The sequence below is a fragment of the Haloarcula sp. NS06 genome (assembly GCF_051122755.1).
Classification (GTDB): Archaea; Halobacteriota; Halobacteria; order Halobacteriales; family Haloarculaceae; genus Haloarcula.
The window spans coordinates 2,518,566-2,545,184 of the sequence record NZ_CP184844.1; the positions used below are offsets into that span (position 1 = coordinate 2,518,566).

At 62.1% G+C, this 26,619-nt stretch carries 26 protein-coding genes and 1 pseudogene; 11 read left to right on the top strand and 16 right to left on the bottom strand.

Translation table 11 applies throughout. The features are described 5' to 3' along the window. Nucleotides 1-85: 85 nt before the first annotated feature. The gene (locus ACODNH_RS16870; RefSeq protein WP_306706238.1) at nucleotides 86-601 is read right to left on the bottom strand and encodes a lasso peptide biosynthesis B2 protein; all 516 of its coding nucleotides are present in this window, start codon (nucleotides 599-601) and stop codon (nucleotides 86-88) included. Further along, the gene (locus tag ACODNH_RS16875) at nucleotides 504-800 is read right to left on the bottom strand and encodes a PqqD family peptide modification chaperone (RefSeq protein WP_306706240.1); all 297 of its coding nucleotides are present in this window, start codon (nucleotides 798-800) and stop codon (nucleotides 504-506) included. The genes ACODNH_RS16870 and ACODNH_RS16875 overlap by 98 nt, the downstream gene beginning before the upstream one ends. Before the next feature lie 148 nt (nucleotides 801-948). Here ACODNH_RS16875 and ACODNH_RS16880 point away from each other — a divergent pair, with 148 nt between their 5' ends. Next, the gene (locus ACODNH_RS16880) at nucleotides 949-2,757 is read left to right on the top strand and encodes an ABC transporter ATP-binding protein (protein ID WP_306706243.1); all 1,809 of its coding nucleotides are present in this window, start codon (nucleotides 949-951) and stop codon (nucleotides 2,755-2,757) included. A gap of 32 nt (nucleotides 2,758-2,789) precedes the next feature. Here the strand turns inward: ACODNH_RS16880 and ACODNH_RS16885 are convergent, their stop codons facing one another. Then, nucleotides 2,790-3,290, bottom strand: coding sequence for a DUF7122 family protein (locus ACODNH_RS16885; protein ID WP_434530616.1), 501 nt, complete (start codon nucleotides 3,288-3,290; stop codon nucleotides 2,790-2,792). Next, complete coding sequence (locus tag ACODNH_RS16890; RefSeq protein WP_306706248.1) at nucleotides 3,287-4,198, bottom strand: RsmB/NOP family class I SAM-dependent RNA methyltransferase; 912 nt, start codon at nucleotides 4,196-4,198, stop codon at nucleotides 3,287-3,289. Before ACODNH_RS16890 ends, ACODNH_RS16885 begins: the two co-directional genes overlap by 4 nt. 87 nt (nucleotides 4,199-4,285) lie before the next feature. Here ACODNH_RS16890 and ACODNH_RS16895 point away from each other — a divergent pair, with 87 nt between their 5' ends. From ACODNH_RS16895 to ACODNH_RS16910, 4 genes are read left to right on the top strand one after another with little or no spacing between them, the layout of a single operon-like run. Next, nucleotides 4,286-5,023 (top strand): proteasome assembly chaperone family protein, encoded by a 738-nt coding sequence (locus tag ACODNH_RS16895; protein ID WP_306706250.1) that lies wholly within the window; start codon nucleotides 4,286-4,288, stop codon nucleotides 5,021-5,023. After that, nucleotides 5,023-6,018, top strand: coding sequence for a signal peptide peptidase SppA (gene sppA / locus ACODNH_RS16900; protein WP_306706252.1), 996 nt, complete (start codon nucleotides 5,023-5,025; stop codon nucleotides 6,016-6,018). The genes ACODNH_RS16895 and sppA overlap by 1 nt, the downstream gene beginning before the upstream one ends. Before the next feature lie 39 nt (nucleotides 6,019-6,057). Then, nucleotides 6,058-7,179: a DUF373 family protein gene (locus tag ACODNH_RS16905; protein ID WP_434530617.1), complete on the top strand. Its 1,122-nt coding sequence runs from the start codon at nucleotides 6,058-6,060 to the stop codon at nucleotides 7,177-7,179. Nucleotides 7,180-7,214: 35 nt separating this feature from the next. Next, the gene (locus ACODNH_RS16910; protein ID WP_434530618.1) at nucleotides 7,215-7,934 is read left to right on the top strand and encodes a diphthine--ammonia ligase; all 720 of its coding nucleotides are present in this window, start codon (nucleotides 7,215-7,217) and stop codon (nucleotides 7,932-7,934) included. 28 nt (nucleotides 7,935-7,962) lie between these two features. Here the strand turns inward: ACODNH_RS16910 and ACODNH_RS16915 are convergent, their stop codons facing one another. Then, nucleotides 7,963-8,931, bottom strand: a complete 969-nt coding sequence (locus tag ACODNH_RS16915; RefSeq protein ID WP_434530619.1) for a sugar phosphate nucleotidyltransferase — start codon at nucleotides 8,929-8,931, stop codon at nucleotides 7,963-7,965. Nucleotides 8,932-9,015: 84 nt separating this feature from the next. On the opposite strand from ACODNH_RS16915, the gene ACODNH_RS16920 reads away from it, so the two are divergent. Continuing rightward, nucleotides 9,016-9,663 carry an NUDIX hydrolase gene (locus ACODNH_RS16920; RefSeq protein WP_434530620.1) on the top strand — a complete coding sequence of 216 codons (648 nt, stop codon included), beginning with the start codon at nucleotides 9,016-9,018 and terminating at the stop codon, nucleotides 9,661-9,663. 25 nt (nucleotides 9,664-9,688) lie between these two features. On the opposite strand, the gene mce is transcribed toward ACODNH_RS16920, so the two are convergent. Further along, nucleotides 9,689-10,078: a methylmalonyl-CoA epimerase gene (gene mce, locus ACODNH_RS16925; RefSeq protein WP_434530621.1), complete on the bottom strand. Its 390-nt coding sequence runs from the start codon at nucleotides 10,076-10,078 to the stop codon at nucleotides 9,689-9,691. Between the two features lie 83 nt (nucleotides 10,079-10,161). Next, nucleotides 10,162-11,844: an acyl-CoA mutase large subunit family protein gene (locus ACODNH_RS16930; RefSeq protein ID WP_434530622.1), complete on the bottom strand. Its 1,683-nt coding sequence runs from the start codon at nucleotides 11,842-11,844 to the stop codon at nucleotides 10,162-10,164. Nucleotides 11,845-11,973: 129 nt separating this feature from the next. On the opposite strand from ACODNH_RS16930, the gene ACODNH_RS16935 reads away from it, so the two are divergent. Beyond that, a complete protein-coding gene (locus ACODNH_RS16935; RefSeq protein ID WP_434530623.1) occupies nucleotides 11,974-12,447 on the top strand; it encodes an FKBP-type peptidyl-prolyl cis-trans isomerase in 474 nt (157 codons plus the stop codon). 22 nt (nucleotides 12,448-12,469) lie between these two features. Here the strand turns inward: ACODNH_RS16935 and ACODNH_RS16940 are convergent, their stop codons facing one another. Further along, nucleotides 12,470-13,054 (bottom strand): GNAT family N-acetyltransferase, encoded by a 585-nt coding sequence (locus tag ACODNH_RS16940; protein WP_434530624.1) that lies wholly within the window; start codon nucleotides 13,052-13,054, stop codon nucleotides 12,470-12,472. A gap of 107 nt (nucleotides 13,055-13,161) precedes the next feature. Here ACODNH_RS16940 and ACODNH_RS16945 point away from each other — a divergent pair, with 107 nt between their 5' ends. Next, nucleotides 13,162-13,866, top strand: a complete 705-nt coding sequence (locus ACODNH_RS16945; RefSeq protein WP_306706273.1) for a helix-turn-helix domain-containing protein — start codon at nucleotides 13,162-13,164, stop codon at nucleotides 13,864-13,866. A 26-nt stretch (nucleotides 13,867-13,892) separates the two neighbouring features. On the opposite strand, the gene ACODNH_RS16950 is transcribed toward ACODNH_RS16945, so the two are convergent. The 5 genes and pseudogenes from ACODNH_RS16950 to ACODNH_RS16970 all read right to left on the bottom strand — a co-directional run bounded on the left by ACODNH_RS16950 (nucleotide 13,893) and on the right by ACODNH_RS16970 (nucleotide 18,830). Next, nucleotides 13,893-14,630 (bottom strand): branched-chain amino acid ABC transporter ATP-binding protein, encoded by a 738-nt coding sequence (locus tag ACODNH_RS16950; RefSeq protein ID WP_434530625.1) that lies wholly within the window; start codon nucleotides 14,628-14,630, stop codon nucleotides 13,893-13,895. After that, entirely contained in the window at nucleotides 14,623-15,378 is a 756-nt protein-coding gene (locus ACODNH_RS16955; protein WP_434530626.1) for an ABC transporter ATP-binding protein, read from the bottom strand. Before ACODNH_RS16955 ends, ACODNH_RS16950 begins: the two co-directional genes overlap by 8 nt. A gap of 1 nt (nucleotide 15,379) precedes the next feature. Continuing rightward, entirely contained in the window at nucleotides 15,380-16,528 is a 1,149-nt protein-coding gene (locus ACODNH_RS16960) for a branched-chain amino acid ABC transporter permease (RefSeq protein WP_434530627.1), read from the bottom strand. Then, nucleotides 16,528-17,471, bottom strand: a pseudogene (locus ACODNH_RS16965) (branched-chain amino acid ABC transporter permease). The gene ACODNH_RS16960 and the pseudogene ACODNH_RS16965 overlap by 1 nt, the downstream one beginning before the upstream one ends. A 9-nt stretch (nucleotides 17,472-17,480) precedes the next feature. Then, entirely contained in the window at nucleotides 17,481-18,830 is a 1,350-nt protein-coding gene (locus ACODNH_RS16970) for an ABC transporter substrate-binding protein (RefSeq protein WP_306706284.1), read from the bottom strand. 246 nt (nucleotides 18,831-19,076) lie between these two features. Between ACODNH_RS16970 and ACODNH_RS16975 the strand changes: the two genes are divergently transcribed. After that, nucleotides 19,077-19,946, top strand: a complete 870-nt coding sequence (locus tag ACODNH_RS16975) for an SDR family oxidoreductase (RefSeq protein WP_434530628.1) — start codon at nucleotides 19,077-19,079, stop codon at nucleotides 19,944-19,946. 144 nt (nucleotides 19,947-20,090) lie between these two features. Next, a complete protein-coding gene (locus ACODNH_RS16980) occupies nucleotides 20,091-22,112 on the top strand; it encodes an AMP-binding protein (RefSeq protein ID WP_306706288.1) in 2,022 nt (673 codons plus the stop codon). Here ACODNH_RS16980 and ACODNH_RS16985 read toward each other — a convergent pair whose 3' ends face one another. Together ACODNH_RS16985 and ACODNH_RS16990 are read right to left on the bottom strand one after the other, a co-directional pair. Continuing rightward, nucleotides 22,113-23,303, bottom strand: a complete 1,191-nt coding sequence (locus ACODNH_RS16985) for an MFS transporter (RefSeq protein ID WP_306706290.1) — start codon at nucleotides 23,301-23,303, stop codon at nucleotides 22,113-22,115. A 700-nt stretch (nucleotides 23,304-24,003) separates the two neighbouring features. Next, the gene (locus tag ACODNH_RS16990; RefSeq protein ID WP_434530629.1) at nucleotides 24,004-24,981 is read right to left on the bottom strand and encodes a phosphoadenosine phosphosulfate reductase family protein; all 978 of its coding nucleotides are present in this window, start codon (nucleotides 24,979-24,981) and stop codon (nucleotides 24,004-24,006) included. A 133-nt stretch (nucleotides 24,982-25,114) separates the two neighbouring features. Between ACODNH_RS16990 and ACODNH_RS16995 the strand changes: the two genes are divergently transcribed. Continuing rightward, complete coding sequence (locus tag ACODNH_RS16995; RefSeq protein ID WP_434530630.1) at nucleotides 25,115-25,753, top strand: stage II sporulation protein M; 639 nt, start codon at nucleotides 25,115-25,117, stop codon at nucleotides 25,751-25,753. A 26-nt stretch (nucleotides 25,754-25,779) separates the two neighbouring features. Here ACODNH_RS16995 and ACODNH_RS17000 read toward each other — a convergent pair whose 3' ends face one another. After that, complete coding sequence (locus ACODNH_RS17000) at nucleotides 25,780-26,607, bottom strand: DUF502 domain-containing protein (protein ID WP_434530631.1); 828 nt, start codon at nucleotides 26,605-26,607, stop codon at nucleotides 25,780-25,782. Nucleotides 26,608-26,619 lie beyond the last annotated feature (12 nt).

Consider the following 26,619-nt stretch of genomic DNA (forward strand, 5'->3'; position numbering starts at 1 on the left):
CTCCACATCTGCTTTCAGGCATATATGTATTTGTTATATTATCTATTACTGCTGAATTTCAACAGAATAGGGTGTTTACTATCCGTTAGTCGCGTACTTCGCGTTCCGTGAGTGGTCGGAAACGCCCAAAGTCGTCGACATCCCCGATAAGGACATCACCGTTTGACTCGACCCAAGCATGAGCCTCAAACGTATCGGACTGTGTATCCACACCGAAGCGGAGACAATGTGGCGAATCACTCGCCTTCAGCAATGTACTCCCAGTGAGTGCCCGCTCAAGACAATCATAGGTGCCCGGAAGACACGATCCAGCTGTCGAAACCGCCCAGCGTACTGACTCTGGTGATCCAGACTGTCGATGACACGGGAAGAACTGGGAGACTGTGCCGAAACAGCACTCTGCATCCTCCAGCCCGGCGACTGTAAGCAGTACTTTGCTCGCAATGATCAGTACCACTGCTTCACAGAGCAATAGCTTCTGCGCCCGTGACAACGCCCTGAACTCACGGAGTCGGGTTCGCATCGACCTTGATGAGTTGCTCCGCGGCAAGCGTTTCCAGAAAGCGTTCCACATCATTTGCGGCCCGGTTCCTGTCGACATCGTACTCTTTGACCAGCGCCGAGACGACTGCCGCTGGTTCTGTCGGTTCCTGAATTCGGTCCCAGATGTCCGGGCCGACCCCTGACAGGCCCTGGTACCGTCCCGTCTCGTTGTTGAGCAACACGATTTCGCCGTCGATAGTCGTGGTGACGCAGTCGTCAGTTGCGACAACAGTCGATCCGGAATCTATCGCGACCATATGGATATCGGCGATACTCGCACTATTTGTTATGGCCTCTTTTCGCCTCCATGGTGACTCTGGCTGCCGTTAGACGTGCCCTTCGCTCCCAAACGACCCGGCCGTAGTAAGCCGGTAACTATGCCGCATAGAAACCGCATCCTGAACAATGGCTACGACTCCTTCCGTCAGTGAAAAATACGCATCGTTGCGCCGCGTAGCGTTGTACCGGCCGGCACTGACGGGGAGTATCGTCGCTGCCAGCCTCTTCGTGATGCTACTGGAGGGTGTTGGCCTCTCGTTCCTGTTTCCGATACTCGACGCCGCACAGGCTGGGCAGGGTCTCCCGCTTCAGGCGGACGGCGTCACCGGCCAATTCCTTTCCGCGTACGCCGCTGCGGGACTCCCGCTCACACTCGAATTTTTGCTGTCCGGTCTCGCGTTCGTGATGGTTGTCCGATATACAGCGTCGTTTACCGTGAAATGGCTCGCGGCGAAGCTCACACAGACGTACGAACGTGACCTCAAAGACCTGGCCTACGAACTGGCAATGGGCGCGTCAGTCGGCTACTACGACGACAAAGGGTCCGATGACATCATAAACACGATTCTGACACAGACCCGGTACGCCGGCCGTGTCATCGGCCGGATAATCCAGTTCTTCCAGCAGGGAATCCTCTGTCTGGTGTATATCGGAATCGCACTGGCTATCGCTCCGGTGCTAGCAGTCGGTGCGGCTGTCGCCCTCGGCGGTGTCACGGCAATCATCAGATACGGCATCGAGCCCGGGTACGCTGTTGGCGACCGTGTGGCGACGGCAAACGAACAGCTGCAGGAGACAACACAGGCGGGGACGCAAGGTATCCGTGACGTGAAGCTGTTTGGTATGCACGACGGACTGCTTGCTGAGTTCCGGTCCACACTCGACCGGTACACCTCTACTAGCGTTGCCGTCCGCCGGAACCAGGTTGCAATCGGAAGCCTCTATCGCCTCTCGGTCTCGCTGCTCCTGTTTGGGCTCGTCTACGTCGCCATCAGTTTTCGGGCGCTATCTATCGCGGAACTCGGCGTGTTCCTGTTCGCGATGCTCCGACTCGCCCCCCGGCTGAGTTCGCTCAACTCTACCATCTACGCTATCGAGGGAGAGCTCCCACATCTGGTCCGAACCCACCAGTTCATCGACCGCCTCGAAGCCCAGCAGGAGCCAACTGGCGGGCAGTCGGTCCCAGACCGAATTGGGGAAATCGCGTTCGAGAACGTCTCGTTCGCCTACGAGGACGAGCCAGTGCTTGCGGACTTCTCGATGGCTGTCGAGCGAGGGGAGTTCGTCGGCATCGTCGGGGAGTCCGGTGGCGGCAAATCAACAGTTGTCTCGCTGCTCACGCGACTCTATACCCCGGATAGTGGTGATATCCTGGCGAACGGGACGCCGATTTCGGCCTATGCCCTTGAGGAATGGCGTGACGCTGTTGCGATGGTTCGACAGGACCCCCACATCTTCAACGATACGTTGCGGTACAACCTCACTGCCGGCCGCGATATCTCCGATGAGACGCTCTACGAAGTCGCTGAGAAGGCACTCGTTCTCGAGTTTCTCGATGACCTTCCACAGGGGCTCGACACGGTGTTAGGCGACGATGGCGTGAAACTCTCCGGCGGACAGCGTCAGCGCGTCGCACTGGCCCGGGCGCTCCTGACCGACGCGGAGGTGCTTGTACTCGATGAAGCCACTAGCGACCTCGACTCAAATCTGGAACGGCAAATCCATCGTACTGTCGAGACGCTTGACGGGGACCAGACTGTGATCGCAATCGCCCACCGTCTCTCGACAGTCTCGAACGCCGACCGAATCTACACTGTTGAGGACGGGCAGGTCACAGAACAGGGTAGCCACGCCGAACTGCTTGACGGCGACGGGACATACGCGGAGCTATACGCGATGCAGGGAACGGCAGCCACACAGTCTTCCAGTGGCTAACTGGTTCTCAGTGGGACGGGTGGGTCGTCGGGTTAGACTTCTCGCCGGCGCCCTTTCGGCACCTGTGACCTGAGTTCGCCGTAGACGTACAGGCCGACGCCAACCGGTTCAGCCGCACCAGCAAGGTCGTGAGTGACGACGAGATACCCCCAGTCACCGTCCCAGTCGAGTTCTTGATCCTCGCCGGCCACGAACGCCCGGGCGGCGTCCTCATCGAGGTGGATGACGTTCTGGCTGGCGTACTCGCCGAACCGCTGGACGGCTTCCAGCGTCGGCTTCCAGTGTTCCTGACGCGTTCGCAGGAACGTCATTCCCAAGCCCTCGATGTCCACCGGCGACGGCGGGCTGCCCTGATACAGCCATAGTTTGCCAGCACCGCGCTCCCAGAAGGTGTACCCCTCGAAGGTCTCCGGCGGGACGCCAAAGCGTTCAGCCCAGAAGCCGAGCACTTCCTGTCGGGTCGCTCGCTCGGGGTCTTCACGCGCTTCGTCCGTCTCTGGGAGTCGCGTGAACTCAGTGCTCTGGTTGCTCATTCCGCGGGCACCTCCAGTTTCGCACAGAAGAACCCGCCCGTGTCGTTGTGGTGCGGGTAGATGCGCTTAGCGCTGGTTACGCTGGGGTCGAAGCTCTCGTCTTCCCACTCGGTGATCCCCGGTGCATGATCGAGCGGGAGGTCGTAGTCCACGATTTCACAGGCGACCTCGTCGAGCACGTAGTCCAGCACGGCCTCGTTTTCTTCCGGGGCGAACGTGCAGGTGGAGTAGACGACGGTCCCCCCGGGCTCAGTCACCTCGACGGCGCGTTTGAGGATGCCCTTCTGGACGCCGGAGATACCCTCGACGTGCGAGAGCGACCAGTCCTCCAGCGTGTCGGGGTTCTTTCGGATAGTCCCCTCACAGGAACAGGGGACGTCGACGAGCGCCCGGTCGTACCCCTTGCCGCCGAAGGGCTTGAGCGAGTGGTTGCGGCCGTCCTCGTGGGTGACGGCAACCGTCGTCGCCCCCAGTCGCTCGGTGTTGGTCCGCAACGCCGAAATCCGCCCGAGGTTGTTGTCGGTTGCGACGACTTCACCGGTATCCTCCATCAGCGCGGCGAGCTGGGTCGTCTTGCTCCCCGGTGCCGCACAGGCGTCCCAGACCCGCTCGCCGGGCTGGGGGTCCAGTACGGTCGCCGGAATCACGGACACCTCCTCCTGCCCGTGAATCCAGCCGTGGAAGTACGGCCAGTTCGCGCCGGGGGAGTCCTCGGGCAGGACGAACAGGCCGTCGTGCCAGTCGACGGGGTCGTAGGCGATGTCTGCATCCGCAAGCGCCGTCCGGACCCGCTCGACGGTGGCTTTGATCGTGTTGACCCTGACAGCCGACGGCAGCGGGCGTTCACATGCGTCGATGAACGCCTCGAAGTCGTCGATGATGGGTCGGTAGCGGTCGAGTGGTTCCATTGTCCGGCGTTCGCTGGCGGTCGGTTTGTGGGTTTCGAACGGCACCGGCCCATGGCTTTCAAGCCGTCGGCGGACGATATCTGAGGTATGGCACACATACAGGTCCACCGCGACGACATTTCCCTCGACTCACCCACACTGATCGAGGGACTCCCAGGGGTCGGACTCGTCGGCAAGATAGCCGCTGACCATCTTGTTGATGTCTATGACATGGAGTACTACGCGTCGGCCCACTGCGAAGGGTTGCCAGAAATCGCCGTGTACGGAACGGACGACCCAGAGGTTCGCCCGCCGGTCCGGCTGTACGCGGACGAGGATCGCGACCTGCTCGTCCTCCAGAGCGACGCACCGATTTCCCCATCCGGTGCGACGGAGTTCGCCGGCTGTATGGTCAGCTGGTTCGAGTCCAGCGATGCGACGCCGGTCTACCTCAGCGGCCGTCCTGCTGAGAAAGACGGGGTTCCAGACGTGTACGGCATCTCGACGGGCGACGGGGCGGCAATGCTTGCGGAGGCGGACGTAAATCCGCCCTCGGAGAACGGCGCAATCACTGGGCCGACCGGCGCACTAGTCCATGAATCGCAGCGAACCGGGCTGACGAGCGTCGGACTTATCGTCGAAGCCGACCAGCAGTTCCCCGACCCGGAAGCGGCGCGGGCGCTCCTGCAGACGGGTATCAGTCCGCTCACTGACTTCGAGATCGACACCGAGGCTCTGGTCGAGCAGGCCGAGGAAATCGGTCGAGCCAAGGCGCAACTCGCACAGCAGCTGCAGGAGAATCAAGAGGAGAGCACGAGCGCACGGCCGCTTGGGATGTATCAGTAATGGCGGGCGCAGACGACATCGTTCGCGGGTTACTGGTCATAGCTATCGTCGGTATCGGGACGATCTTGGGGTGGGTGCTGTTTGTCAGGACGCCCGACAATCTTGCCCAGTTACTTGGCGTCCTGCTGGTCATCGCTGTCGCCGTCGCGACCGCCCGTATCGGCAGCAACATCGCCGGCTCTCTCCTCCCGGCACACAACGTCGCGGAAGTCGCCGTCGAAGGGCCGATCAGTCGTGACGGCGGTGGTGGCATCACCAGTCCGCCAGTCGGTGCGTCGGCCCACAATATCGTCGAACAGATCGAACGCGCTGATTCCGACCGGGGCTCGGAGGCACTGCTTCTGAAGCTGAACACCCCGGGTGGCGAAATCGTCCCCAGCGAGGACATCCGAATCGCCGCCGAGCAGTTCGACGGGCCGACCATCGCCTACGCGACGGACGTCTGTGCCAGCGGCGGCTACGATATCGCCGCCGGCTGCGACGAACTGTGGGCGCGTGAGGGCTCTATCGTCGGCTCAATCGGCGTCGTCGGCTCACGGGTCAACGCCAAGGAACTGGCCGACCGCCTGGGCCTCTCCTACGAGCAGTTCACCGCCGGTGAGTACAAGGACGCCGGCGTCCCGCTGAAGGAAATGTCCGAAGACGAGCGCGAGTACCTGCAGGGCATCGTCGACGACTACTACGACCAGTTCATCGACACCGTGGCCGAAGGCCGCGAGATGGACGCCGAGACGCTCAAAGACACCGAAGCGCGAATCTTCCTCGGCGACGAGGCAGAAGAACGTGGGCTCGTCGACCGTCTCGGGACGCGTGACGACGTTGAGGCGAGTCTGGAGCAACGGCTGGGTGAGGACGTGACGATCAATGAATACGAGCCCGAGCGCGGATTGACGGGCAAGCTCCGCGGGGGCGCACAGCAGGTCGCGTTCGCGCTGGGAGCGGGTATCGCCGGCGTCGCTGACGGCGATATCGAGGGCCTCTCCTTCCGGCGATAGCTCGGGAGGTTTTTATCCGGGGACCGCCTTCGCCGTAGTGTGACCACGCTGGTGGTGTGTATCGACAGGGACAGTCCGGCCACAGCCGCGTGTCCCGTTGTCGGCCGCGACGCCGTCGAGTCACTCATCACACAGACGGGGGTCGTTGACCCGGAAGATAGTCGGGTCAACTGCCTCCTCGAAGGACTCGCAGTCGCGGATGAACTCGATGCTGAGGGGTCCGAGCCGGTCCTCGCCGTCGTCGGCGGCGGGAGCGACAGCGTCGGCTCGGATCGGGAGATCGCCAGCCAGATCGACAGTCTGGTCGCCGAGCACGACCCGGGCTCCGCGGTCGTCGTCGTCGACAGCGCCGACGACGAGCGGCTGGTCCCCATCATCGAGAGCCGCGTTCGGGTCGATGCCGTCGACCGCGTTGTCGTCCGCCAGGCCCGCGATATTGAATCGACGTACTACCTGCTCAAGCAGTTCCTGGCCGACGAGGAACTGCGCAAGACGGTGCTGGTCCCCGTCGGCATCATCATGCTCGCGTTCCCGCTGTTGCTCGTCGTCACCAGCCCGACCATCGCCGTCGGCGCTATCGCGGCCGCCATCGGCGTGTTCCTCATCTACAAGGGACTGGGTATCGACGCGTACCTCTCGCAACTTCCCAGCCAGACCCGGGAAGCGCTGTACTCGGGACAGGTGTCGCTCGTGACCTACGTCGTCGCCGCCGGCCTCTCGCTCGTCGGAGTTTTCGCCGGTGTGCTGGGCGTTTCTGCGGTCGGTGATATCAGTCCCTTCCTGCTTGCAAACCGCTTTGCCTTCGCGTCCGTGCCGTGGCTGACCGGCGCGGCGTTGGCCGCTTCGCTTGGCCGCCTGCTGGACGAACTCATCCAGCAAGAGGGGGTTCGGAGCGCGTACGTGAACCTCCCGTTCGGTGCGGTCGCTGTCGGGCTCGTCGTTCGCGGCTTTTCTGCGTACTTCCTCGAACGCGGTGGCGTGTTCGAGCCGTTTCAGGTGCCGGAGACGAACCTCGGCATCGTACAGATTCAGGGGTTCTCGCTGGATGCAGGGACCCGCCTCGCGCTGTTCATCCTTGTAGGCATCCTCATCAGCCTCGTTGGCGTCCGGGTGGCGACCTACGTCAGCCACACCGATATCGAAGACGAACTGGTGGAATAGACAGCGATTTACGCCGCCGACAGCTACCAGCAGCCATGACAGACGGCGCGTGGGTTTCGTTGTTTTCCGGCGGTAAAGACTCCTCGTGGGCGCTGTACCGGGCACTGGAACGGGGCCACCCCGTCGAGCGCCTAGTGACGGTCCACCCGGAAGGCGACTCCTACATGTACCACGTTCCGGCGACCCGGTTAGCCCGCTTAGCTGCCGAGAGCATCGGCATCCAACTGGTCGAAGTCGAACCTGATGACTTTGGAGCCGACGACGTGCCTGATTCGGGCGAGCAGGGCGATGCCGAACTCGAACCGCTGGAAGCAGCACTGCGCGAACTCGACGACGAGCTGGAAGGCGGTATCACCGGCGTCACTGCCGGGGCCGTCGAAAGCGAGTATCAGACGACCCGCATCGAATCGATGGCCGACCGCCTCGAAGCCAACGTATTCGCGCCGCTGTGGCAGGAGAACCCCCGTGACCTCGCCGACGCGATGCTGGACGCCGGCTTCGAGATACAGATTATCCGCGTGGCCGCCTACGGTCTCGATGAGTCCTGGCTGGGTCGCACGCTTGACGCCGACGCGCTCGATGAACTGGAGGCACTCAACGAGGAGTACGGCGTCCACATCCTCGGGGAAGGCGGCGAGTTCGAAACGCTCGTCACTGACGGCCCGCACATGGACCGCCGGATCGAATTTGAGTACGAGACGCAGTGGGACGGCAGTCGCGGGTCAGTGCAGATCGAAGACGCGTGGTTGGCGTAATCAGGAAAGACAGAACGGCTGGGTGGGGCTAATTTCCGTCGGTCAACTGCGTGTGCGCGCCGATGAGTGCGCCGGCGAGGTCTAGACGCTCGACCTGTGTATCCCGGTCGATAATCGACTGGCGGATATCCGAATCGAGAATAGTCGTGTCCGGGAACACGATGGTGCCGTCAAGACTAGAGTTGACGACCTCGGCTCCCGAGAGGACGTGGACGTTCTCGCCAAGCGTGGTGTTCTCGATGGTGGCGTCCTCCGCGACGACGTTGTCCCCGTCGAGTTCCCACGCGACGGCTTCCAGATAGCTTTCGGGCGTCCCGATGTCGTACCAGGCGTCGTCAAACGTGAACGCACGGACCGGCCCGTCATCGACGAGCCACTGGATGAACCAGCCGGGTTCGTCGGGGTTGTTTCCGTCTTCGAGGTACTCGTCGAAGCGGATCGCATCGGCCGGGAACGCATAGCAGGCAATCGAGACGAGTGTGCTGTTGGGGTCGTCGGGCTTCTCCTGGAAATCAGTGACCTCCTCGCCGTCGAGTTCGATGAGGCCGTAGGAGCTGGCCTTTTCCAAGGACCCGACATCGTAGGCGGCGAGCGTGGGGTCGTCGTACTGTTCGAAATAGTCGATGAACTCGGCGATGTCGAAGCTGATGAGATTGTCGCCGGCGATGACGAGCAGGTCCTCGTCGCCGAGTCCTTCTCGGTCGACTAGCTGGGCGAGCGCACCGACGACGCCGAACTTCTCGTCTTCCTCGGCAGTTTCCTCGACGGTCAGGGACGCTTTCTCGAAGCGACTCGCGGCGATATGGTCCCGGAAGTCGTCGGCAAAGCGCTGGTTCGTACTGACAAACACGTCCGTGATGCGATCGTCCTCCTCCAGCTCGCCGAGAATCCGGTCGATGACAGTCGTTTCACCGACAGGGAGCAGCATCTTGGGCCGGTGCTTGGTGACAGGCCAGAGCCGGGTGGCGTACCCGCCTGCAAGGACAATCGCTTTCATGTCCGGAAGCAGACAACCAGAATACAAGTTCTTTTTCATCGGCTGGACCACGGCACTTATCGGTGACCCGGAGTACAACCTCGTATGACTGACGACGCTGACGGCCCTGAGACTGGGGCGGGAGATGCGAACCTCACGGAGAAGATCAACCAGACGAATGTCGACGAGCGTATTTCGAGTCTGGAAGCGGCCTACGACGAGGTACCGGTCATCGAGGAAACCTTCGAGCTATCGCCCGACGAATACGCTGACGTGTTCACTGCGACACGCGGGACGGGCTACTCCGGGAACAGCGTCGTGTTCGTCACCCGTGACGGCTCCGATTTCCCGGAGCTAAGCGACCAGATACCCGACCAAGCCGCTGGCGACACCCGTGACCGAGTGCTGCTGGTGCTGGGTCGCGGCGCTGATATGTGGGCGCTGCCGGGTGGCGGCAAAGGAGACGAATACGAGTCGGTCCAGGGGACCGCTGTGCGCCGTGTCAACGAACAGACCGGCATCCGCTGTACAGTCACCGGGGTCGCCGAGGTCGTTCACTCGAAGTACTATCCAGCCACCGACGCGCAAGGGTCAGTGCACACGCTGGACATCTACCTCGAAGGTGAGTACAAGAAGGGAAGTCTCGATGTGGACGAATCGGAACTCGTCGGCGCGGCGTGGTTCGCGGAGCCGCCCGAGCGGCTAACTCCCGGTGCCGAAGAACGGTTTGCGGCCTTCCTCGACGACGAGTGAGTCCGGGACCGGGACGGGCTCTTGGTTAGTGCTCGACTAACTCAACGAGCACCCCACCGGTCGTCTTCGGATGGAGAAACGCCACGTCGTGGCCCCACGCGCCCGGCCGTGGCTCCTCGTCGATGAGATCGATACCACAGTCGCTGACTGTCTCTAGCGCGGTGGCGATGTCGTCTGTCTCTAGAGCCACGTGATGGATGCCCGGCCCGCTGCTGTCGAGGTATCTAGGAATCGCGCCGTCGGCATCCGGCAGCGGTTCTAGCAGTTCGAAGTAACCGTTGCCCATCTCCAGAAACGTCACCTGCAGACCGTCGAACGTCTCCTCATGGACGACCGGTGTTTCGAAGGCGTCGGCGAACAGTTCCGCGAGCGGGTCGGCGTCGTCCGTCGCAATGCCGGCGTGGTCGAATTGCATGGACGACCGTACACCGGGATGGATTATAATTCTGGGAGCATGGGCAACTGGAAAACAGGCTGTGGTCCGCGTTTCAACCGACCTTACATCGACGACCCGGGCTGGTACTCGCCGAACACGTCCCGGAGTACGTCACACACCTCGCCGGTCGTGGCGTACACCTTCACGGCGTCGATGATATAGGGCATGACGTTCTCGTCACCTTCTGCGGCCTGTCGGAGCGCGTCGAGTTTCGCTTCGACGGCCGCCTCGTCGCGTTCCTCCCGAACTGTGGCGACGTTGTCCTGCTGGGCCTGTTCGACGGCCTCGTCGACCTCTTCGATATCCTGCTCACCCTCTTCTTCGACCTGATACTCGTTGACGCCGACGATGATGCGCTCGCCCGCCTCCTGTTCACGCTGGCGTTCGAAGGCTACGTCCTGAATCTGGCGCTGGACCCATTGCTCCTCGATGGAGCGGCGCATCCCGCCGCGTTCGTCGACCTCCTCGATGAGTTCGCGGGCCTCCGCTTCGAGCTCGTCGGTCAGCGACTCGACGTAGTAGCTCCCGGCCAGCGGGTCGATGGTGTCCGCCGCACCGGACTCGTGGGCGAGGATCTGCTGGGTCCGCAGTGCCGTCCGGACAGACTGCTCGGTCGGCAGGCCGATGGCTTCGTCCTTGCCGTTGGTGTGGAGGCTCTGGGTTCCGCCCAGAACGGCCGCCAGCGCCTGGTAGGACACACGGACGACGTTGTTCTCGATCTGCTGGGCGGTCAGTGTCGAGCCAGCGGTCTGGGTGTGGAACTTCAGTTGCTTGGATTTGGGGTTCTGGGCGTCGAAACGCTCGTCCATAATTTTCGCCCAGAGGCGACGTGCGGCCCGGAACTTCGCCACCTCCTCGAAGATATTGTTGTAGGAGGCAAAGAAAAAGGATAGCTGCGGGGCGAACTCGTCCACATCCAGCCCGGCCTCGATAGCGGCCTCAACGTACTCGATACCGTCACCGAGGGTGAACGCGATCTCCTGGGCGGCCGTCGAGCCGGCCTCGCGGATGTGATACCCCGAGATAGAGATGGTGTTGAATTTCGGCGTCTCAGCGGCACAAAACTCGAAAATGTCGGTGATGAGCCGCATCGAGGGCTCCGGCGGGTAGATGAACGTGTTCCGGGCGATATACTCCTTGAGTACGTCGTTCTGGATGGTCCCGCGGAGTTCCTCGCGGTCGACGCCCTGCTTGTCGCCGACAGCGATGTACATCGCCAGCAACACCGATGCGGGGGCGTTGATGGTCATGCTCGTCGAAACCTCGTCCAGCGGGATGCCGTCGAAGACGGTCTCCATGTCATCAAGCGAGTCGATGGCGACGCCGGTTTTCCCGACTTCGCCGGCGGCCATCGCGTGGTCGGAGTCATACCCCATCTGCGTGGGGAGGTCAAACGCCATCGACAGCCCGGTCTGGCCCTGGTCGAGCAGGTAATTGAACCGCTCGTTGGTCTCCGTCGCGGTCCCCATCCCGGCGTACTGGCGCATCGTCCAGAGTCGGCCCCGATAGCCGGTCGGATACACGCCGCGGGTATACGGTTCCTGACCGGGGAACCCCAGATCCTCCTCGTAGTCGAGATCGGAGATATCTTCCGGGGTGTACAGGCGGTCTACCTCGTGTCCTTCGGTATCCGTGGTGAACGTCTCCTTGCGTTCGCCAAATCGGTCGACGGTGGGCTGGACGTCGTCTTCCTCCCACTGAGCCTTCGACTCCCGTATCTCCTCCAGCTCGTCGGGGTCAAACATGGACGGATTGTCGGACGGCGGAGGCTTAAGGGTTCTTAAATCCTTCACGATTTGTAATACGAAGCCTGTGGTAATCCACGGCGTGCTGTTCCGAGGTGGGTTTATATCGTCGCATTCTACCGAGGACGTATGCCAATCGAACCGGGTGACGGCGTTACCATCGAGTACGTCGGTCGCTTTGAGGACGGGACCACCTTCGATACGTCACGTCCCGAAGTAGCAAGGGAGCACGGACTGATCGAGGCACAGGGCGTCGATGCGAGCGAGTACGCACCGCTTTCCTTTACTGTCGGTGCAGGAGAGATCATTGAGGGAATCGACGAGGCGCTCGTCGGCATGGCCGCGGGCGAGGAGGCCACTGTCACGGTGCCCCCAGCCAAAGCCTACGGCGAGTTCCAGACTGACCGAATCCGCGAATACGACCCCGAAACGTTCGAGGGCATGGTGGGAAAAGAGCCGGAAGTCGGAACCCACGTCGAGGCTGAAAACGGACTTCATGGGGACGTAACTGCTGTCCGAGACGACGTCGTTGAGGTCGACTTTAACCACGAACTGGCCGGCAAGACGCTCGTGTTCGATATCGAAGTCGTCGACGTCAGATAATCAGTCCGTCGTCGTCGGATGATCAGTCGCCCGTGTCGTACTTGTAGGTCGCTTCGTCGGGATCAATGCCAAAGTCTTCAGGACCCTCTTCTGGCTCGGGTTCCTCGGACTCGCCGGCGCTGGCCTGCTTGAACTGATTGCGGAGGTGGCCGGGCACCTCGAAGCGGTCGACAGCCACCCGAAGGGGCACCGCGTCTGGCTGGATGTTCTCCTGTTTGGTCGCGAGCCGGTCCCGGAGCGAGTCGGGGAGTTGCGCCGGTTCGATGCGCTCGAAGCCAAACTTCGCGAGGAACTCCGAGGCGTTCGTCAGCGAGTAGACGGTGTCAAACCCCTCGTCACCAGCGTATTCGACCAGTCGCTCGATGACGTGTGCGCCGACGCCCTGATTGCGCCATTCGGGCAGGACGCCGATACTGGTCAGTTCACAGACAGACTCCTCGTCGCTCTTGTGGATACGGATGCGGCCGAAGCCCGCCTTCTCGTGACTTTCCTCGTCGATAGCGACGACGTAGTCCCGGGATCTAAAAGCCGTCTCGTCCAGCCCCATCTCTTCAATACGGTCGAGCAACCAGACTTCCTCGCGGTTTTTCGCATCCCGGACGTACATACCACAAAGTTAACTGCCTCAGTCAAAAGGGTTTGCGGCGTGATTGAGACGGGAGACGACCCAGCGGAGAGGCAATCACTAAGACAGTTCCACATGATTGATTGTTCATGATATCGCTCGAGATGGACATGGTCCAGTACGACTGTCCGTACATCGACACAACACGGGACTACGAGGTGTCGTTTCTGGCCAAGCAGTGGGATTTCCACCCTGTCGAGCGGGAGCTGGAGACGCGGATCATGGTCAACGGCGCAGATCGTGAGGAATTAGATCGCGGGCTGAACGCACTGGAGACACACGACCACATGGAGTCCTATCAGCTTCTCCGCCGGAAGGGCGACTTGGCGCTCATCCGTTCACGCATTGACGAGACGAACGCGATGAGCGTCATCCGCGACCACAGCGGCTACATTACCGGACCGTTCCGAATCCGAGACGGATCGGAAATCTGGCACGTCGGCTTCGATACTGAACGCGTCGCGGAGGGAACCCTGTCGGAACTAGAACGGGACAACGACTACACGATCCGGTCCCGGGAATCGGTCGACCTGGAGGACTACTACGACCTGCTACAGAACATCAACTCGGCGAAGCGGCTGGTCGACGGCTGTCGGGAACTCTCGGAGGTGGAACGAGACACGCTGGAGAAGGCCGTCGAAGGCGGTTATTTCGACACGCCGCGCGACGCAACTTTGTCATCGCTTGCCGAGGAGTTCGACGTGTCGAAGATGGCCATTTCGAAGAACCTTCGGCGCAGTCAGCGGAAGATACTCGATCGCGTCACGACAGCGATGAACGATGTGACCGAGTGAGAGCGGCGGTAGGGCTGTGTGTGCTTCTACTCCGCCCCGCTACCCTGCATCAGCTTCTGGATGTCTTCGTCCGCTGCCAGCTCCTCCGGATCACCGCTGGCGACGATATCCCCGCGCTCGATGACGTAGAGGCGGTCAACGACCTCAGGGACGTGCGTGACGTTCGATTCAGCGACGAGAACCGCAATCCCGCGGTCGTTGATGGCCCGGATATGGCGCTTGAGGTTTTCGACGACGACTGGAGCTAATCCCTCCAGCGGTTCATCGAGGATGAGCAAATCAGGCTGGAGTGCGAGCGCCCGCCCGATGGCGACCATCTTTGCCTGGCCGCCACTGAGGTTCTGGACCTTCGCGTCCCGGCGGTCATCGAGTTCGGTCAGTACGTCGTAGACGCTCTCGATGACCGCGTCCTCGTCATCGATACCGCGAGCCGGCCCGCTGGTCCAGATCGGGAGTCGGAAGTTCTCGTCGACGGTCATTCCGGTGAACAGCTTCCGATCTTCGGGCTGGTAGCCGATGCCCCGCTTGGGAATCAGCTCCGAACGGATGCTGGTCAGCTCCTCGCCGCGGAACCGGACTGAGCCGCTCCAGACCGGTGTCAGGCCCATGATGCCGCGGAAGGTACTCGTCTTGCCAGCCCCGTTCCGGCCCACGAGGCCGACCGCCTCTCCAGCGTTCACCTCAAGGTCGACGTCCTCTGTCACCTGAAACCCCTCGACGGCGGCATTGAGGCCGCGAACGGACAGCAGCGCGTCGTTACTCATCCTCGCCCACCCCCAGAAGGAGCCGTCGAAGTTCGTCGTCGGTTTCGAGCATCGTCGGCGGGCCGATCCCGTGTACTGCACCCTGATGCAGGGCGACGACGCGGTCGGCGTACTCCGTGACGATGTCCATGTCGTGTTCAATGGTGACTGTCGTGACGCCCTCGGCCCGGCCGACCTCAACAATCGTCTCGATGACGTACTCCTTTTCCCGGGTCGACACCCCGGAGGTCGGTTCGTCGAGCAGGAGGTAGTCCGGGTCGAGGCCGAAGGACATCGCCACGTCGAGCAGTTTTCGGTCACCGTGAGGCAGTTCCTCGGCAAGGGTGTCGGCGGCATCTCCGAGCCGGAATTTCTCGACTAATTCCTCGACCTGTGCCTCGACCTCCTCGTGACCGTCGGCCATCGAGAACAGGCTCCAGGTCTTGCCCTGCTCGGTCAACACGACCGTCCGGAGGTTCTCTCGGACCGTCATCTCCTCGAACACCTTGACGACCTGAAAGCTCCGGGCGATGCCGGCGTCGACACGACCGTTTGCCGACATGCCGGTGATATCGTCGCCGTCGAGGACGATGGACCCCTCGTCCGGTGAGAGAAAGCCGGTAAGGAGGTTGACGAACGTCGTCTTCCCGGCCCCGTTCGGACCGACGATGAAGACGAGTTCGCCCTCGTCCTTACCGAATTCGAGCGTGATGTCGTCAGTTGCGACCAGTTCACCGAAGGACTTCCGAAGATTGCGTGCTTCGAGCATATCAGTCGACTCCGAAGAGGATTATCCGCAGGCTAGTCAGCGACTCGGCCACCTTCCGTTCAATCGACTGCACGGCACTCCGGCTCCACGTCGACAGGACGGACGGTTCCCGGCGCAGTTCACTGAGCCGCGTGTTGACGATGCCGCCGGACCGGAGCGACCCGACGATGCCCCGCGGGAAGCCGTACACGAGTATCAGGAGCACCATGCCGGTCAGGAACTCGTAGTACTGGGTCACGTCCTGACCAACGTCCTGCAGGAAGACGAGGACGACACCGCCGATGAGCGGGCCGACCAGCGTCCGGAACCCGCCCAGAATCGCCATGAACAGGATGTCGCCCGAACGGAGGAAGAACAGCGTCCCCTCAGGGCGGACGTACTGGCGGACGACGGCGTACAGCCCGCCCGCGACGCCGCCGTAGATGCCCGAGATGACGAACGCGGCCCAGACGTACCGCCGGACCGGCAGGCCGATAAACCGCGCCCGGGTCCGCTCCTGCCCGATGGCGTCCAGGGCGTTGCGGAACGGCGACTGCGTGATGCGGTACATCACGAACAGGCCGATGAGGATGACGACTACCGTCAGGTAGTACGTCAGGACCTGATACACGTCGGGACTGAACGCGGTCCCGAACAGGAGCGGCTGGTTCGCCGGCCCCGGCCGAATCGGGAGCCCGTCGCTCCCGCCGAGGGCGCTCTGGCCGAGTGCGATGGCGTACAGAAGTTGACCGAAGGCCAGCGTCAGGAGGGCGAAGTACAGCCCGGTGTGTCGTAGCGACAGCACCCCAATGATGGCCGCCATCACCGTCGCGGCGGCGATGGCCCCGAGCAACAACAGGCCGACGCTCTGGACGCCGGCGTAGCGTGCCAGCATGGCGGTCGCGTACGCGCCGGTACCGAAAAAGGCCGCGTGGCCGAACGACGTGAGCTTCGTGTGGCGAAGCAGGAGGTTCAGCCCGACCGCCGCGAAGCCAAACAGCAGGCCCTGGTGGATGACGCTGAGCTGGAGGCTGTCCGAAAGGCTCGCGATGTCGGGGATGACGAACAGAAACACGACTCCGAGGACAAGGAAGGCTGCTTCCCGTCGCGTTACTTCGACTCCGAGGAAGCGATACGCCGGCGTTCCGTCGCGGTCGACGCGCTCCGGCATCACGCTGTCTCACCCCATGTTCCGAACAGCCCTTCGGGCTTGACCAGCAGGATGAGCGCCATGATGGCGAACGGGGCCGCGATCTCGCCCGGCGGGTAGAGTGTAATCATCCAGCTCCGGATAATGCCGACCAGGAGTGCGCCGACGAACGCCCCGCGGAGGCTGCCGAGGCCGCCGATGACGATGACGACGAAGGACAGCACCAGTGGATTGGTGCCCATCTCCAGGGTCGCCGATGTCGGCGGCACTGCCACCGCACCGGCGAACCCGGCGAGGAACGCGCCCAGCGCGAACACGAGTGTGAACACGCGGTCAGTGCTGACGCCGATCGCAGTCGCCATCTCGCGGTCGATGGCCGTCGCGCGGATGATTCGGCCGGTCTTCGTGCGCTCGAAGAACCAGAACAGGCCCACGACGACGACCGACCCGACGAGGATGACAAACACGTTGTAGGTCGGGTAGTTCAGCCCGACGAGTTCGCTCGTCGGAATCGCGTTGATGGCGCTGTAGACGGCGTCGGTCCGGATCGAACTGTCCCCCAGATGAACTTCTTCACGTCGAGGAGGATGAGCAAGAGGGCGAAGGTCAGCACCAGCTGGTACACCTGGTCGCGGTCGTAAATCTGGCGCAGGAACACCGCTTCAAAGAGCGTTCCCACGGGAAGGAGGATGGCTGCCGTCACCAGCACGGCCGCAAGAACCGCGAGTATGAACACGGCGGTACCGACGACGCCGCCCCCTGGTGGGCCGATGACGCCAATGATGAACCCGAACACGCCGATGGCGGTGTACGCGCCCAGCGAGAACAGTTCCCCGTGAGCGAGGTTCAGGACGTCCAGAATGCCCAGGATGACAGTCAGTCCAGAGGCGATCATGAACAGGATGAACCCGAATTGGATGCCGTTGAGCGTCTGGACGAGCGCAGCTGTGGGTGTTACGGCCATGGCTCGGTATCAGGCGCTCCAGCTATCCAGCCAGTCGCTCCCGGTGACGCCCGGCGGTGGTGCTGTCTCGGTGGCGGCGTAAGTGTTCACGTCCTCAAGTCTGGCCGCGCCGAGGTCGTCGTCGTACACCATCTGCCCGGCAAAGGAGTTCGACGCGCCCTGATGGTCCTCGGCGATGTTGTGGTAGCCGGCCGGGGTGAAGAAGCCGTGTCCCTCCAGAACCTGCGCGATCTGCTCCTGAGTTGGGTATGTACCCAGCAGGTCGATGGCCTTTTCGACGGCCGTCGCCCAGGCGGTGACCGCCCCGTACCCGCTCATGTAGTGTGCCGTCGGAACTGTCACGCCATCCTGCTGTCTCGCGGCGTCGAACAGCTCGCGGCCGGGCTGCCAGTTTCCGGGTGCCGGCAGGCCCCAGTAGTAGTTCCGCGACCCGGAGTAGATGTCCGTCCCAGCCAGTGCATCGCCCGGCACATCGCCGGCCGCGCTGTACAGCGTCGTGCCGAACACCGTCGTGTTCTCGAACATGTCGTTGGCGTTCGCCTGTCTAACGAACGTCGTCACGTCGCCGCCCCACAGACTGGAGAAGGTCACGTCCGGCTCCTCGTTGTTGATCGAGGTGATGTGATTCGCCATGTCGCTAGCTCCGAGTTCCGGGAACCCCTCGTAGACGACTTCGGCGTCCGTGAGTTTCTGGATGGCCTGCGTGAACACCCGCATCTCGTCCTCGCCGAAGGAATAGCCGGGGTTGACTCCGGCGACAGTCGAGATGTTGTCCGCGCCGATGCGCTCGACGGCCTCTCGGGCCATCGTCACCACTTCCATAATGTCGTAGTTCTGGAAGCGGAAGGAGTAGGTCGGGTCGGGGACGGTTTCCTCGTAGAGCGTCGTCACCGTCCCGTCGGTGCTGACGTTGATGATTTCGTTTTTCTCAACCTCGGGGGCGATCTGGCTGTGGGTCCCGCTGGAAATCGGGCCGAACGTCACCTCTTTCCCCTCCTCTATGAACTGATTATAGCTGTCGAGCGGATTCGACCCCTCGTTGACGACATCCAGTTCGATCTCTCGTTGCCCACCGATACCGCCCGCTTCGTTGATGCGCTGGACGGCGAGTTCGGCCCCACGCTGGGCCTGAATTCCGAGTACGCCCGGTGCGCCCCGCGTGAAGGTCAACAGTCCGGCCTGTATCGGTTCGTCGGAAATCTCACCGCCGGACTGCCCGCCCTGGTCTGCCGCCTCGCCGTCGCTCAGCAGCGTTGAGCAGCCAGCGAGCGCTGCGGCGACGGCTGAGCCGCCGACGGCGGAGAGCAGTTTTCGCCTGCCGATGCCACCAGTGTCATGGTCCGTTGTCGTTTGTTCCATAGGTGTGTCCCAATACGCCCCGGACAAGCCCGGGCTGTCTGGTCACGCGGTGTGTGCCACGCTCACAGGGATGACTGAGTCTTCCGACGTAACCCACGAATAACGGGAGGTTTACACGTAAACCACGTCGCCGGTGAGACAGCGGAACAGCGTTCTCACGCCGGGCTGCGACAGCACCACAGCAGTCAGTCGGGTATACATGTCAACCCGCCCCTATTCGGACATGTCTAAAGAACATGTGACTGAATGGCATCCAGCACCTCTCACGAACGGCTCGAAGTCGAGCCAATCGACGAATCTTCGATCCTATTCGTTGACGACGACCACTACACGAGCAACACTGTCTGTCTGGTGACCGGCGGCGGGTCGGGCATCGGCCGGGCGACGGCGCTGGCGATGGCCGCCAACGGGGTGACCGCCGTCGCTACCGATATCGACGACGAGGGGCTCGACGAAGTCGCGACGACTGCGACGGACCTCGACCTCGATGGAACCGTCGAGACAGTGACCGGCGACCTCGCGAACGACGCGGACATCGAGTCCATCGTCGAGACCGCGGCCTCTCACGGCACGGTTCGCTATCTTGCCAACATCGCCGGCCTCCAGCACATCGACGCCATCGAGGACTTCCCCATGGAGAAGTACGACCAGATGCACGACGTGATGTTGCGCGCGCCGCTTGCCCTCTCGAAGCGCGTCATCCCGCACATCCGCGGCACCGACGACGGCGTGGGTGCCATCGGGAACATGGCGTCGGTCCACGGCCACTACGTCACCTCGGATAAGGTGGCCTACAACGTCTCGAAGTTCGGCCTGCGGGGGCTGACACAGTCTATCGCCGCCGAGGGCGGTGACGGCCTCCGTGGGTTCTCCATTAGCACGGGCTACGTCAAGACGCCGCTAGTCGTTGACCAGATTCCCGACACCGCTGAGCAGCGGGGCATCAGCGTCGACGAGGTCATCGACGACGTGATGCTGAGCCAGGCCCGGGTCAAGGAGATGATGGACCCCATCGACGTGGCGAACCTCTTCGTATTCGGCTTCTCGACACACGCCGACCATCTCAACGGCGGAGACCTGCTGTTCGACGGCGGCATGACAAAAACGTACGAGTGAGACAGTGGCGTGAGGCGATGAGCTGCCAATGCGCCACACACAGACGGCGCGGAACCAAGCTCCCCGACCGGCACACGCGTCTGGCGTCCCGGGCGGCGGTACGGGTTTATACCAGACAGACAAACACTACGGAACACTGACGCAATGAGCGAACAAGACCACGTAGACTCCATCGTCCACGAACCGAGCCACGCGTTCGTCGAGTCGACGAACGTCTGGGAGTTCATGCAGGAATACGATATCGACAACTACGACGAACTCATCGAGCGAACGACCACCGACCTGCCCGAAGAACCCGACTCGGGTGTCGAGTGGTTCTGGGACCTGCTCCCGGAGTACCTCGACATCGAGTTCTTCGAAGAATACGATCAGGTCCGGGACAATAGTGAGGGGCCGCAGTTCACCGACTGGTACGACGGCGGGACAATCAACGCTGCCCACAACGTCCTGGACCGTCATGCAGCACGGGACAGCCCAACCCGGAACACGGTCGCGCTCATCTGGGAGGGCGAGCCCGGCGACGTGCGGGAGGTTACGTACCACGAACTGAACCGGCAGGCCAGCAAGGTAGCGAACTATCTGGAATCCGTCGGCGTCGGCACCGGCGACACCGTCGGGCTGTACATGCCGATGGTCCCCGAAGTCGCATCGATCCTGTACGGCTGTCTCAAGGTCGGCGCGATCGCCGTGCCGATCTTCTCCGGGTTCGGCGTCGACGCGACAGCGACCCGTATCGCGGACGCCGAATGTTCTGTCCTGTTCACCGGCGACGGCTTCTACCGGCGGGGCTCCGGGGTCCACCTCAAGGGAAGCGCCGATGAGGCAATCAAGCAAGCCGGCGAGGAACTCGGGACGACACCGGTCGAACATACTGTCGTCTACGACCGTCTCGGCATCGCCGACGACCCCGACGAAACGATTCGCTGGACCCGCCGCGACGAGTGGTGGGACGAGGCTATCGAGACCGCCGACGACGAGTACGCGGCTAAGGAACTCCCAAGCAATCAGGAGTCGATGCTCCTGTACTCCTCCGGGACGACCGGGAAACCGAAGGGCATCGTCCACACGCACGCCGGCGCGCTCATGCAGGCAGCCAAGGAGATCTACTTCGGCTTCGACCACAAGCCGAGCGACCGCTTCTTCTGGGTGAGCGACATCGGCTGGATGATGGGGCCGTGGACGCTGCTGGGGAACCACGCTTTCGGCGGTACCGTCTTCATGTACGAGGGCGCGCCGGACCACCCGGAGCCGGACCGCTTCTGGGAGATGATCGACCGCCACGACATCACCACGTTCGGCGTCTCACCGACCGCAATTCGGGCGCTTCGCAAGAAGGGCGACGAGTGGCTGGAGGGGCACGATCTCTCCAGTCTGCGGCTGCTGGGCTCGACCGGCGAACCCTGGGACCCCGAGAGTTGGCAGTGGTTCTACGAGCACGTCGGGGATGAGGACTGTCCCATCATCAACATTTCCGGCGGAACCGAGATCATGGGCTGTTTCCTGATGCCGATGCCGATCCAGTCACTCAAGCCCTGCACGCTGGGTGGTCCAGGGCTTGGGATGAATATCGACATTGTCGATTCCGATGGCGAATCAATCGCCGACACACACGAGCGCGGCTATCTGGTCGCCAGGGACTCCTGTCCCTCGATGACCCGGTCGCTCTGGTCGGGTGACGACCGCTACCTGCACGAGTACTGGTCGACCTGGGACAATGTCTGGGACCACGGCGATTGGGCCCAGAAAGACAAGGACGGCCTCTGGTTCCTCCACGGCCGGGCCGACGACGTGCTCAACGTCGCCGGGCGGAAGGTCGGGCCGGCAGAGGTTGAGGGCGCGGCAATGGAACACGACGCCGTCAATCAGGCCGCCGCCGTCGGTGCGCCGGACGACACCACTGGCACTGCCGTCGTCCTCTACACCGTGCTGGAACCCGGCTACGAACCCGACGACGACCTCCGGGACGACATCCGCGCCGCCGTCGGCGAGGAACTCGGCAAGCCGTTCCGGCCCCGCGAGGTGCTGTTCGTCGACGAGTTCCCGAAGACTCAGAGCGGGAAGATCATCCGCCGAGCGATTGCCGGCGTCTACCGCGGCGAGGACCTGGGCGATATGTCCAGCATCGAGAACCCCGCAGCGCTGGACGAGGTTCGGGAAGCGTCGTAGTCAGCCCCCAACGGCATCTCCGGCCGGCTTCTCCAGTCGTAGCAGTCCGGGCAGCGCAAGCACCGCGAGAACGATCTCCGTCCCGCCAGCGACGAGGAACGCGATGGGGTAGCCGAAGGCGCCAGCGACGGTGCCACCGATAAGGATGCCGGCGAGGAAGCCGACGCTGCCGAAGATGTTGAACCCGGCCATTGCAGTGCCGCGCTCCGTCTCGATGGCGAGGTCCGAAACGAGCGCCATCGTGGCTGGGGCCATCAGTGCGCCGATAACGCCGGTCAGTACCATCCCTGTACCGGCGATGGCCACCGTCGGAGCCTGTCCAACGCCGATTACCGTGAGCCCGTACAGTACCGACCCGACAACGATAGGAGCAGTTCGACCGATGCGGTCAGAGAGTACGCCAAAGGGATACTGCAGCAGGGCGAACGGGGCGAAAAACAGTGCCAGCATAACCCCGGTTTCGCCGGGCCCCAGTTCGAACGTTTCCCTGAAATACAGAGTTCCGACGAGTGCGAAAAAGCCCGCAGTGAGCCGGTCAATGAACCCGAAGGCGTACGGCACACCGAGCGTTGGCCGCTGTTTGAGCCCGGACACGGTCGCGGCCAGGCCGGACCGCCCGTCCGACGGTGCGCGGTCGGTCACGAGCAGGGCGGCCACTGCGACAACGAGCGACAGCGTGCTCGCCACGTACAGCGGGAGCGTCGTCTGGATTTCGTAGAGTTGGCCGCCGAGTGGCGCACCAAGCGCCGTCCCGCTGCCGATAGCGATGCCTGCCGCACCCATGTTCTTGCCGTGGCCGCCGCCGAGGTCCATCAGCATCGTCATCGCCAGCGAGAACGCGGCGATAGTGGCCCCACCCTGAAGGACCCGCAGGGCCAGCACGCCCGCAAACGGGAGCGAGACAGCGCCCGGGAGCCACGCGATGAGGGCATACAGAACTGCGCCTGCGCCCGCCCCGCCGGCGATGTACGGTGTACGCCGTCCGGTGGCGTCACTGAGTACGCCCCACACGCCGGCGAAAACGACGAACGCCCCGAACTCAGCGGCCAAGAACCACATACTTGCGTTCAGGTCCGTCGTCGCACCCAGCGACCGGACGAGCCTGTCGACACCCGGATACAGCAAGACCTGCGCCAGTAACACGGCGAAGATAACGCCCGCGAGAACGCCCCGGTCTGTGCGGTCCGTCACAGGCAACGCTACAGCGACCCGAGAAAAATAGATGTCGGACCCGAATACGGAACGCTGCTCGTAGAACGCTACAATGACCGACGACAGAACAGAGCGTCCGCTAACTCAATCCAATCTGCCTTACTCAGCGCTGTGTGGCGGAACGAAACCGCAGTTCGAACACCCGTTGTGCTTCGTCGTCTGGTAGCTCAATTCCGCCCCACAGTTCGGACAGTTGTACTGGTCTGAACTCATTCACCTACTGGTATTGTTCGACAGTACCTAAACCTTTTCTCGACAATCGTCCATAACGTTTTTTCGGCCAGTTTATGGGGAGTAGCGAGGCTTAGGACACACTCTATCAGTTTGTGGGACGGATAATTACATCGTTCAGCAAGGGTGAACAAGAGTCCGTAACGGGTGGCGATCGACGCCTGTAGACGTTGCCGCGCACGTACCGACAACCGTGTCCACTCTGTGCGTTCGAGCGCACTGGGCCTGCGATTGCTGGCGGCGCAGTCAACATCGACTCCTGTCGAAGTGTTGGAGAGATACTACGCAGCATCGCTAGCCGGGTCTGGGTTCTGGGAGACAGCTACCGGCGACCGCTCGCTCCGGTCGACAGGCGGATTCGGCGCGTGCTTACTGTCTGTTTTGGCGAACGCTGCTACTGGATCAACAAGAGAACAACGGCACGGAACCAGCGGCGTTCCGCGTCCGCTTACATGTAGCCGAGGTCGCGCAGGCGCTCCATCAGGTCTTCTTTGTCCTGGGCGCGGCCGGCACGCTCGGTCGTGTTCGCCATGTCCTGCAGCCAGGCGGGTTCTTCGGCGGACTTGTCGGTGCTGACCTCGCTTCCGAGCGAACGGAATCCGGCGAAGTACTTCGGCGAGACCGGCACGTCTTCCTTCTCGATGCCCTCGGGCAGGTCGTCCTGACCCTGCGGGACGTAGCCGTCGTCCGGGTAGCCTTCGACCGTGTCCGGGACAACGAAGTTCCAGAAGGCTTCCCACACGTCGGCTTCCGCAAACTGGAGAATCGACTGGATGCGGTCGTGTGGCGGGTAGATGTCCGGGTCGTGACGCGGCGAGAAGAACGTCTCGTCGGCGCGGGACTCCTGCTCGTCCCAGCGGATGCCGGACAGGATGCCGTCGACGTTGTGCTCCTCGATAGTGTCGTTGAGCGCCACCGTCTTCAGGAGGTGGTTGCCGACGTAGGTGTCAAGCAGGAACGGGAACGTGTCCTCCTCGTATTCGAGGATGTTCCGAATGTGATGCTGGTTGTGCTCGGAGAGTTCGTCGACAGGGATGTCGTCACCCGGTTCGAGACCGTTCTCGTCGACGTAGTTGCCCACGTCCTCGTTACGAGCCCAGATGACATCGAGGTCCCACTCGTCGGCCCAGTGCTCGACGAAGTCGATGAGTTCATCGAAGTGCTGGTAGTGGTCGATGAAGACGACCGGCGGTACTTCGAGGTCGAAGCGGTCGGCGACTTCCTTGACGAAGTACAGCGTCAGCGTCGAGTCCTTACCGCCGGTCCACATCACGACAGGGTTCTCGTACTCCTCGAGGCCAGTTTTCGTGACCTCGATAGCCTTCTCGATCTTGTGGTTGACAGTCGGGTACTCTTCGGGGTCTTCGCCTTCCCCGTCAGTGTAATCAACGTCCAGATAGTCCGGGAACTCTGCTGATTCGGACATAGTGTAATGAGATATAATTACGAATGTCAAGTACTTTTTGGATGATAGACAGGTGTGTGATCCGGTGGCAAATAAAATCACGGACGCCTGTTAGGTCACTCGGGTTTTTTGCTACCGGTACGAAAGGTGTGGTATGAACGACCGCCCAAGCCTCCCAGCCCGCCTCTTTCACCGCTGGCTGTTGCGCTATGTCCCTGTAGCCGCGTTGATACTGCTTGGCAGTGTACTGCTCGGGTACGGACTCGGCAATCAGGTCCCCGCCGAATGGCTTCAGAACCCCGGAACGACCGGTGAAAATCCCTTCATGCCAGCTGAGCTAACGACTCTCTCACTGACAATTAACAATCTTGGCGCGTTGCTCGTGATGGCACTCGGTGCTATCTCGCTCGGTTCGATGACGGTGCTCTCACTCATCTTGAACGGACTGCTCATCGGAGTCGTCGTCGGCATCGCACTCAAGCAGGTCTCACCCATCGTCGTTGCCGCGCTCATTGTTCCACATGGCCTTATCGAGATCCCCGCACTGCTCATCGTCGCCGCCGTCGGGCTCAGGTTTGGGTGGCACACGATTCAGTACATCCGCGGCAGCGTGGACACGCTAGTGACGGAGCAGGACCTCCAAGAAGCCGGATGGTTACTCGTGACAGCCGCCGTACTCATCGTCATTGCGGCCTACATTGAGGCGAACCTTACCCTCGAAATCGCCTCGCAGTATACCGACACCGACCTCTCTGGCGTCGCCGCGGACCGGATAGCGATTGCACCTCGATAAGGCCGACTCCCGCGCCATCTTCGGTATCACTTCTTCGTGCCGTCACGGCCGAGCGACGATATCGGCCCGGCGTCCGCCACGTTCTGGATGTCGGCGAGCGACAGGGGCCCCATGCCCTCCGAATTATCCCCTGTCGCGACACCACTGGTCAGAATGCTCTGAACGGCCTCCTCGACAGTCATGTCGACATCGTAGAGGTTCGATTCAGGGATGTAAGTGAGAAAGCCACCGGTGACGGGATTCGGTGCCAGCGGGAGAAACATGGCGACCATGTTGTCGTGGTCTACACCAGACTCGACCGTCTGGATCGATCTGTTGGTCTGAAAACCCAGAACGTACACTTCGTCGCCGAAACACTCGACCAGTTTCACGTCCTGGAAGTTCTCGTCGCCATCGCCGACCATCACGTCGCTCATCCGGCGGACGCTCTGATACACCGTCCCAACTGCAGGGATTCGGGTGGCCACGAAGTCAAAGAAGTCGACGATCGCCTCTCCGTAGCGGTGGCTCCCGACGCTCCCGACGAACAACACGACGGCCAGCAACACCAGGATAGCGATGAGTTCGGTGAGAAACTGGACGATGTGCGAGTACACGCCCAGTTCGATCAGCAGGACGACCAGTTGGACGCTCTCGATGGCGTCGATGATTCCCAGCCAGCGCAACACCGCAATCACCGGGTCGAGCGCCTGAACCACGAAATCTAGGACCACAGAGAACACGTATATCGTGACGACGATGGGGACAGTGATCGCCACGCCGGTGAGTATCGTCTCACGAACGTGGGTATACACCCGACTGTTTCTGTCGCTCGTTGACCCCGCGGCCTCCGTGGCTCCGTCGTCACCAGTCATATCTCTCCAGAC

Bases quoted from the DNA above. Each gene is read 5' to 3' on its own strand.
- ACODNH_RS16870 (WP_306706238.1), bottom strand. From the start codon at position 601: ATGTCGACAGGAACCGGGCCGCAAATGATGTGGAACGCTTTCTGGAAA.
- ACODNH_RS16875 (WP_306706240.1), bottom strand. From the start codon at position 800: ATGGTCGCGATAGATTCCGGATCGACTGTTGTCGCAACTGACGACTGC.
- ACODNH_RS16880 (WP_306706243.1), top strand. From the start codon at position 949: ATGGCTACGACTCCTTCCGTCAGTGAAAAATACGCATCGTTGCGCCGC.
- ACODNH_RS16885 (WP_434530616.1), bottom strand. From the start codon at position 3,290: ATGAGCAACCAGAGCACTGAGTTCACGCGACTCCCAGAGACGGACGAA.
- ACODNH_RS16890 (WP_306706248.1), bottom strand. From the start codon at position 4,198: ATGGAACCACTCGACCGCTACCGACCCATCATCGACGACTTCGAGGCG.
- ACODNH_RS16895 (WP_306706250.1), top strand. From the start codon at position 4,286: ATGGCACACATACAGGTCCACCGCGACGACATTTCCCTCGACTCACCC.
- sppA (WP_306706252.1), top strand. From the start codon at position 5,023: ATGGCGGGCGCAGACGACATCGTTCGCGGGTTACTGGTCATAGCTATC.
- ACODNH_RS16910 (WP_434530618.1), top strand. From the start codon at position 7,215: ATGACAGACGGCGCGTGGGTTTCGTTGTTTTCCGGCGGTAAAGACTCC.
- ACODNH_RS16915 (WP_434530619.1), bottom strand. From the start codon at position 8,931: ATGAAAGCGATTGTCCTTGCAGGCGGGTACGCCACCCGGCTCTGGCCT.
- ACODNH_RS16920 (WP_434530620.1), top strand. From the start codon at position 9,016: ATGACTGACGACGCTGACGGCCCTGAGACTGGGGCGGGAGATGCGAAC.
- mce (WP_434530621.1), bottom strand. From the start codon at position 10,078: ATGCAATTCGACCACGCCGGCATTGCGACGGACGACGCCGACCCGCTC.
- ACODNH_RS16930 (WP_434530622.1), bottom strand. From the start codon at position 11,844: ATGTTTGACCCCGACGAGCTGGAGGAGATACGGGAGTCGAAGGCTCAG.
- ACODNH_RS16935 (WP_434530623.1), top strand. From the start codon at position 11,974: ATGCCAATCGAACCGGGTGACGGCGTTACCATCGAGTACGTCGGTCGC.
- ACODNH_RS16940 (WP_434530624.1), bottom strand. From the start codon at position 13,054: ATGTACGTCCGGGATGCGAAAAACCGCGAGGAAGTCTGGTTGCTCGAC.
- ACODNH_RS16945 (WP_306706273.1), top strand. From the start codon at position 13,162: ATGATATCGCTCGAGATGGACATGGTCCAGTACGACTGTCCGTACATC.
- ACODNH_RS16950 (WP_434530625.1), bottom strand. From the start codon at position 14,630: ATGAGTAACGACGCGCTGCTGTCCGTTCGCGGCCTCAATGCCGCCGTC.
- ACODNH_RS16955 (WP_434530626.1), bottom strand. From the start codon at position 15,378: ATGCTCGAAGCACGCAATCTTCGGAAGTCCTTCGGTGAACTGGTCGCA.
- ACODNH_RS16960 (WP_434530627.1), bottom strand. From the start codon at position 16,528: ATGCCGGAGCGCGTCGACCGCGACGGAACGCCGGCGTATCGCTTCCTC.
- ACODNH_RS16970 (WP_306706284.1), bottom strand. From the start codon at position 18,830: ATGGAACAAACGACAACGGACCATGACACTGGTGGCATCGGCAGGCGA.
- ACODNH_RS16975 (WP_434530628.1), top strand. From the start codon at position 19,077: ATGGCATCCAGCACCTCTCACGAACGGCTCGAAGTCGAGCCAATCGAC.
- ACODNH_RS16980 (WP_306706288.1), top strand. From the start codon at position 20,091: ATGAGCGAACAAGACCACGTAGACTCCATCGTCCACGAACCGAGCCAC.
- ACODNH_RS16990 (WP_434530629.1), bottom strand. From the start codon at position 24,981: ATGTCCGAATCAGCAGAGTTCCCGGACTATCTGGACGTTGATTACACT.
- ACODNH_RS16995 (WP_434530630.1), top strand. From the start codon at position 25,115: ATGAACGACCGCCCAAGCCTCCCAGCCCGCCTCTTTCACCGCTGGCTG.
- ACODNH_RS17000 (WP_434530631.1), bottom strand. From the start codon at position 26,607: ATGACTGGTGACGACGGAGCCACGGAGGCCGCGGGGTCAACGAGCGAC.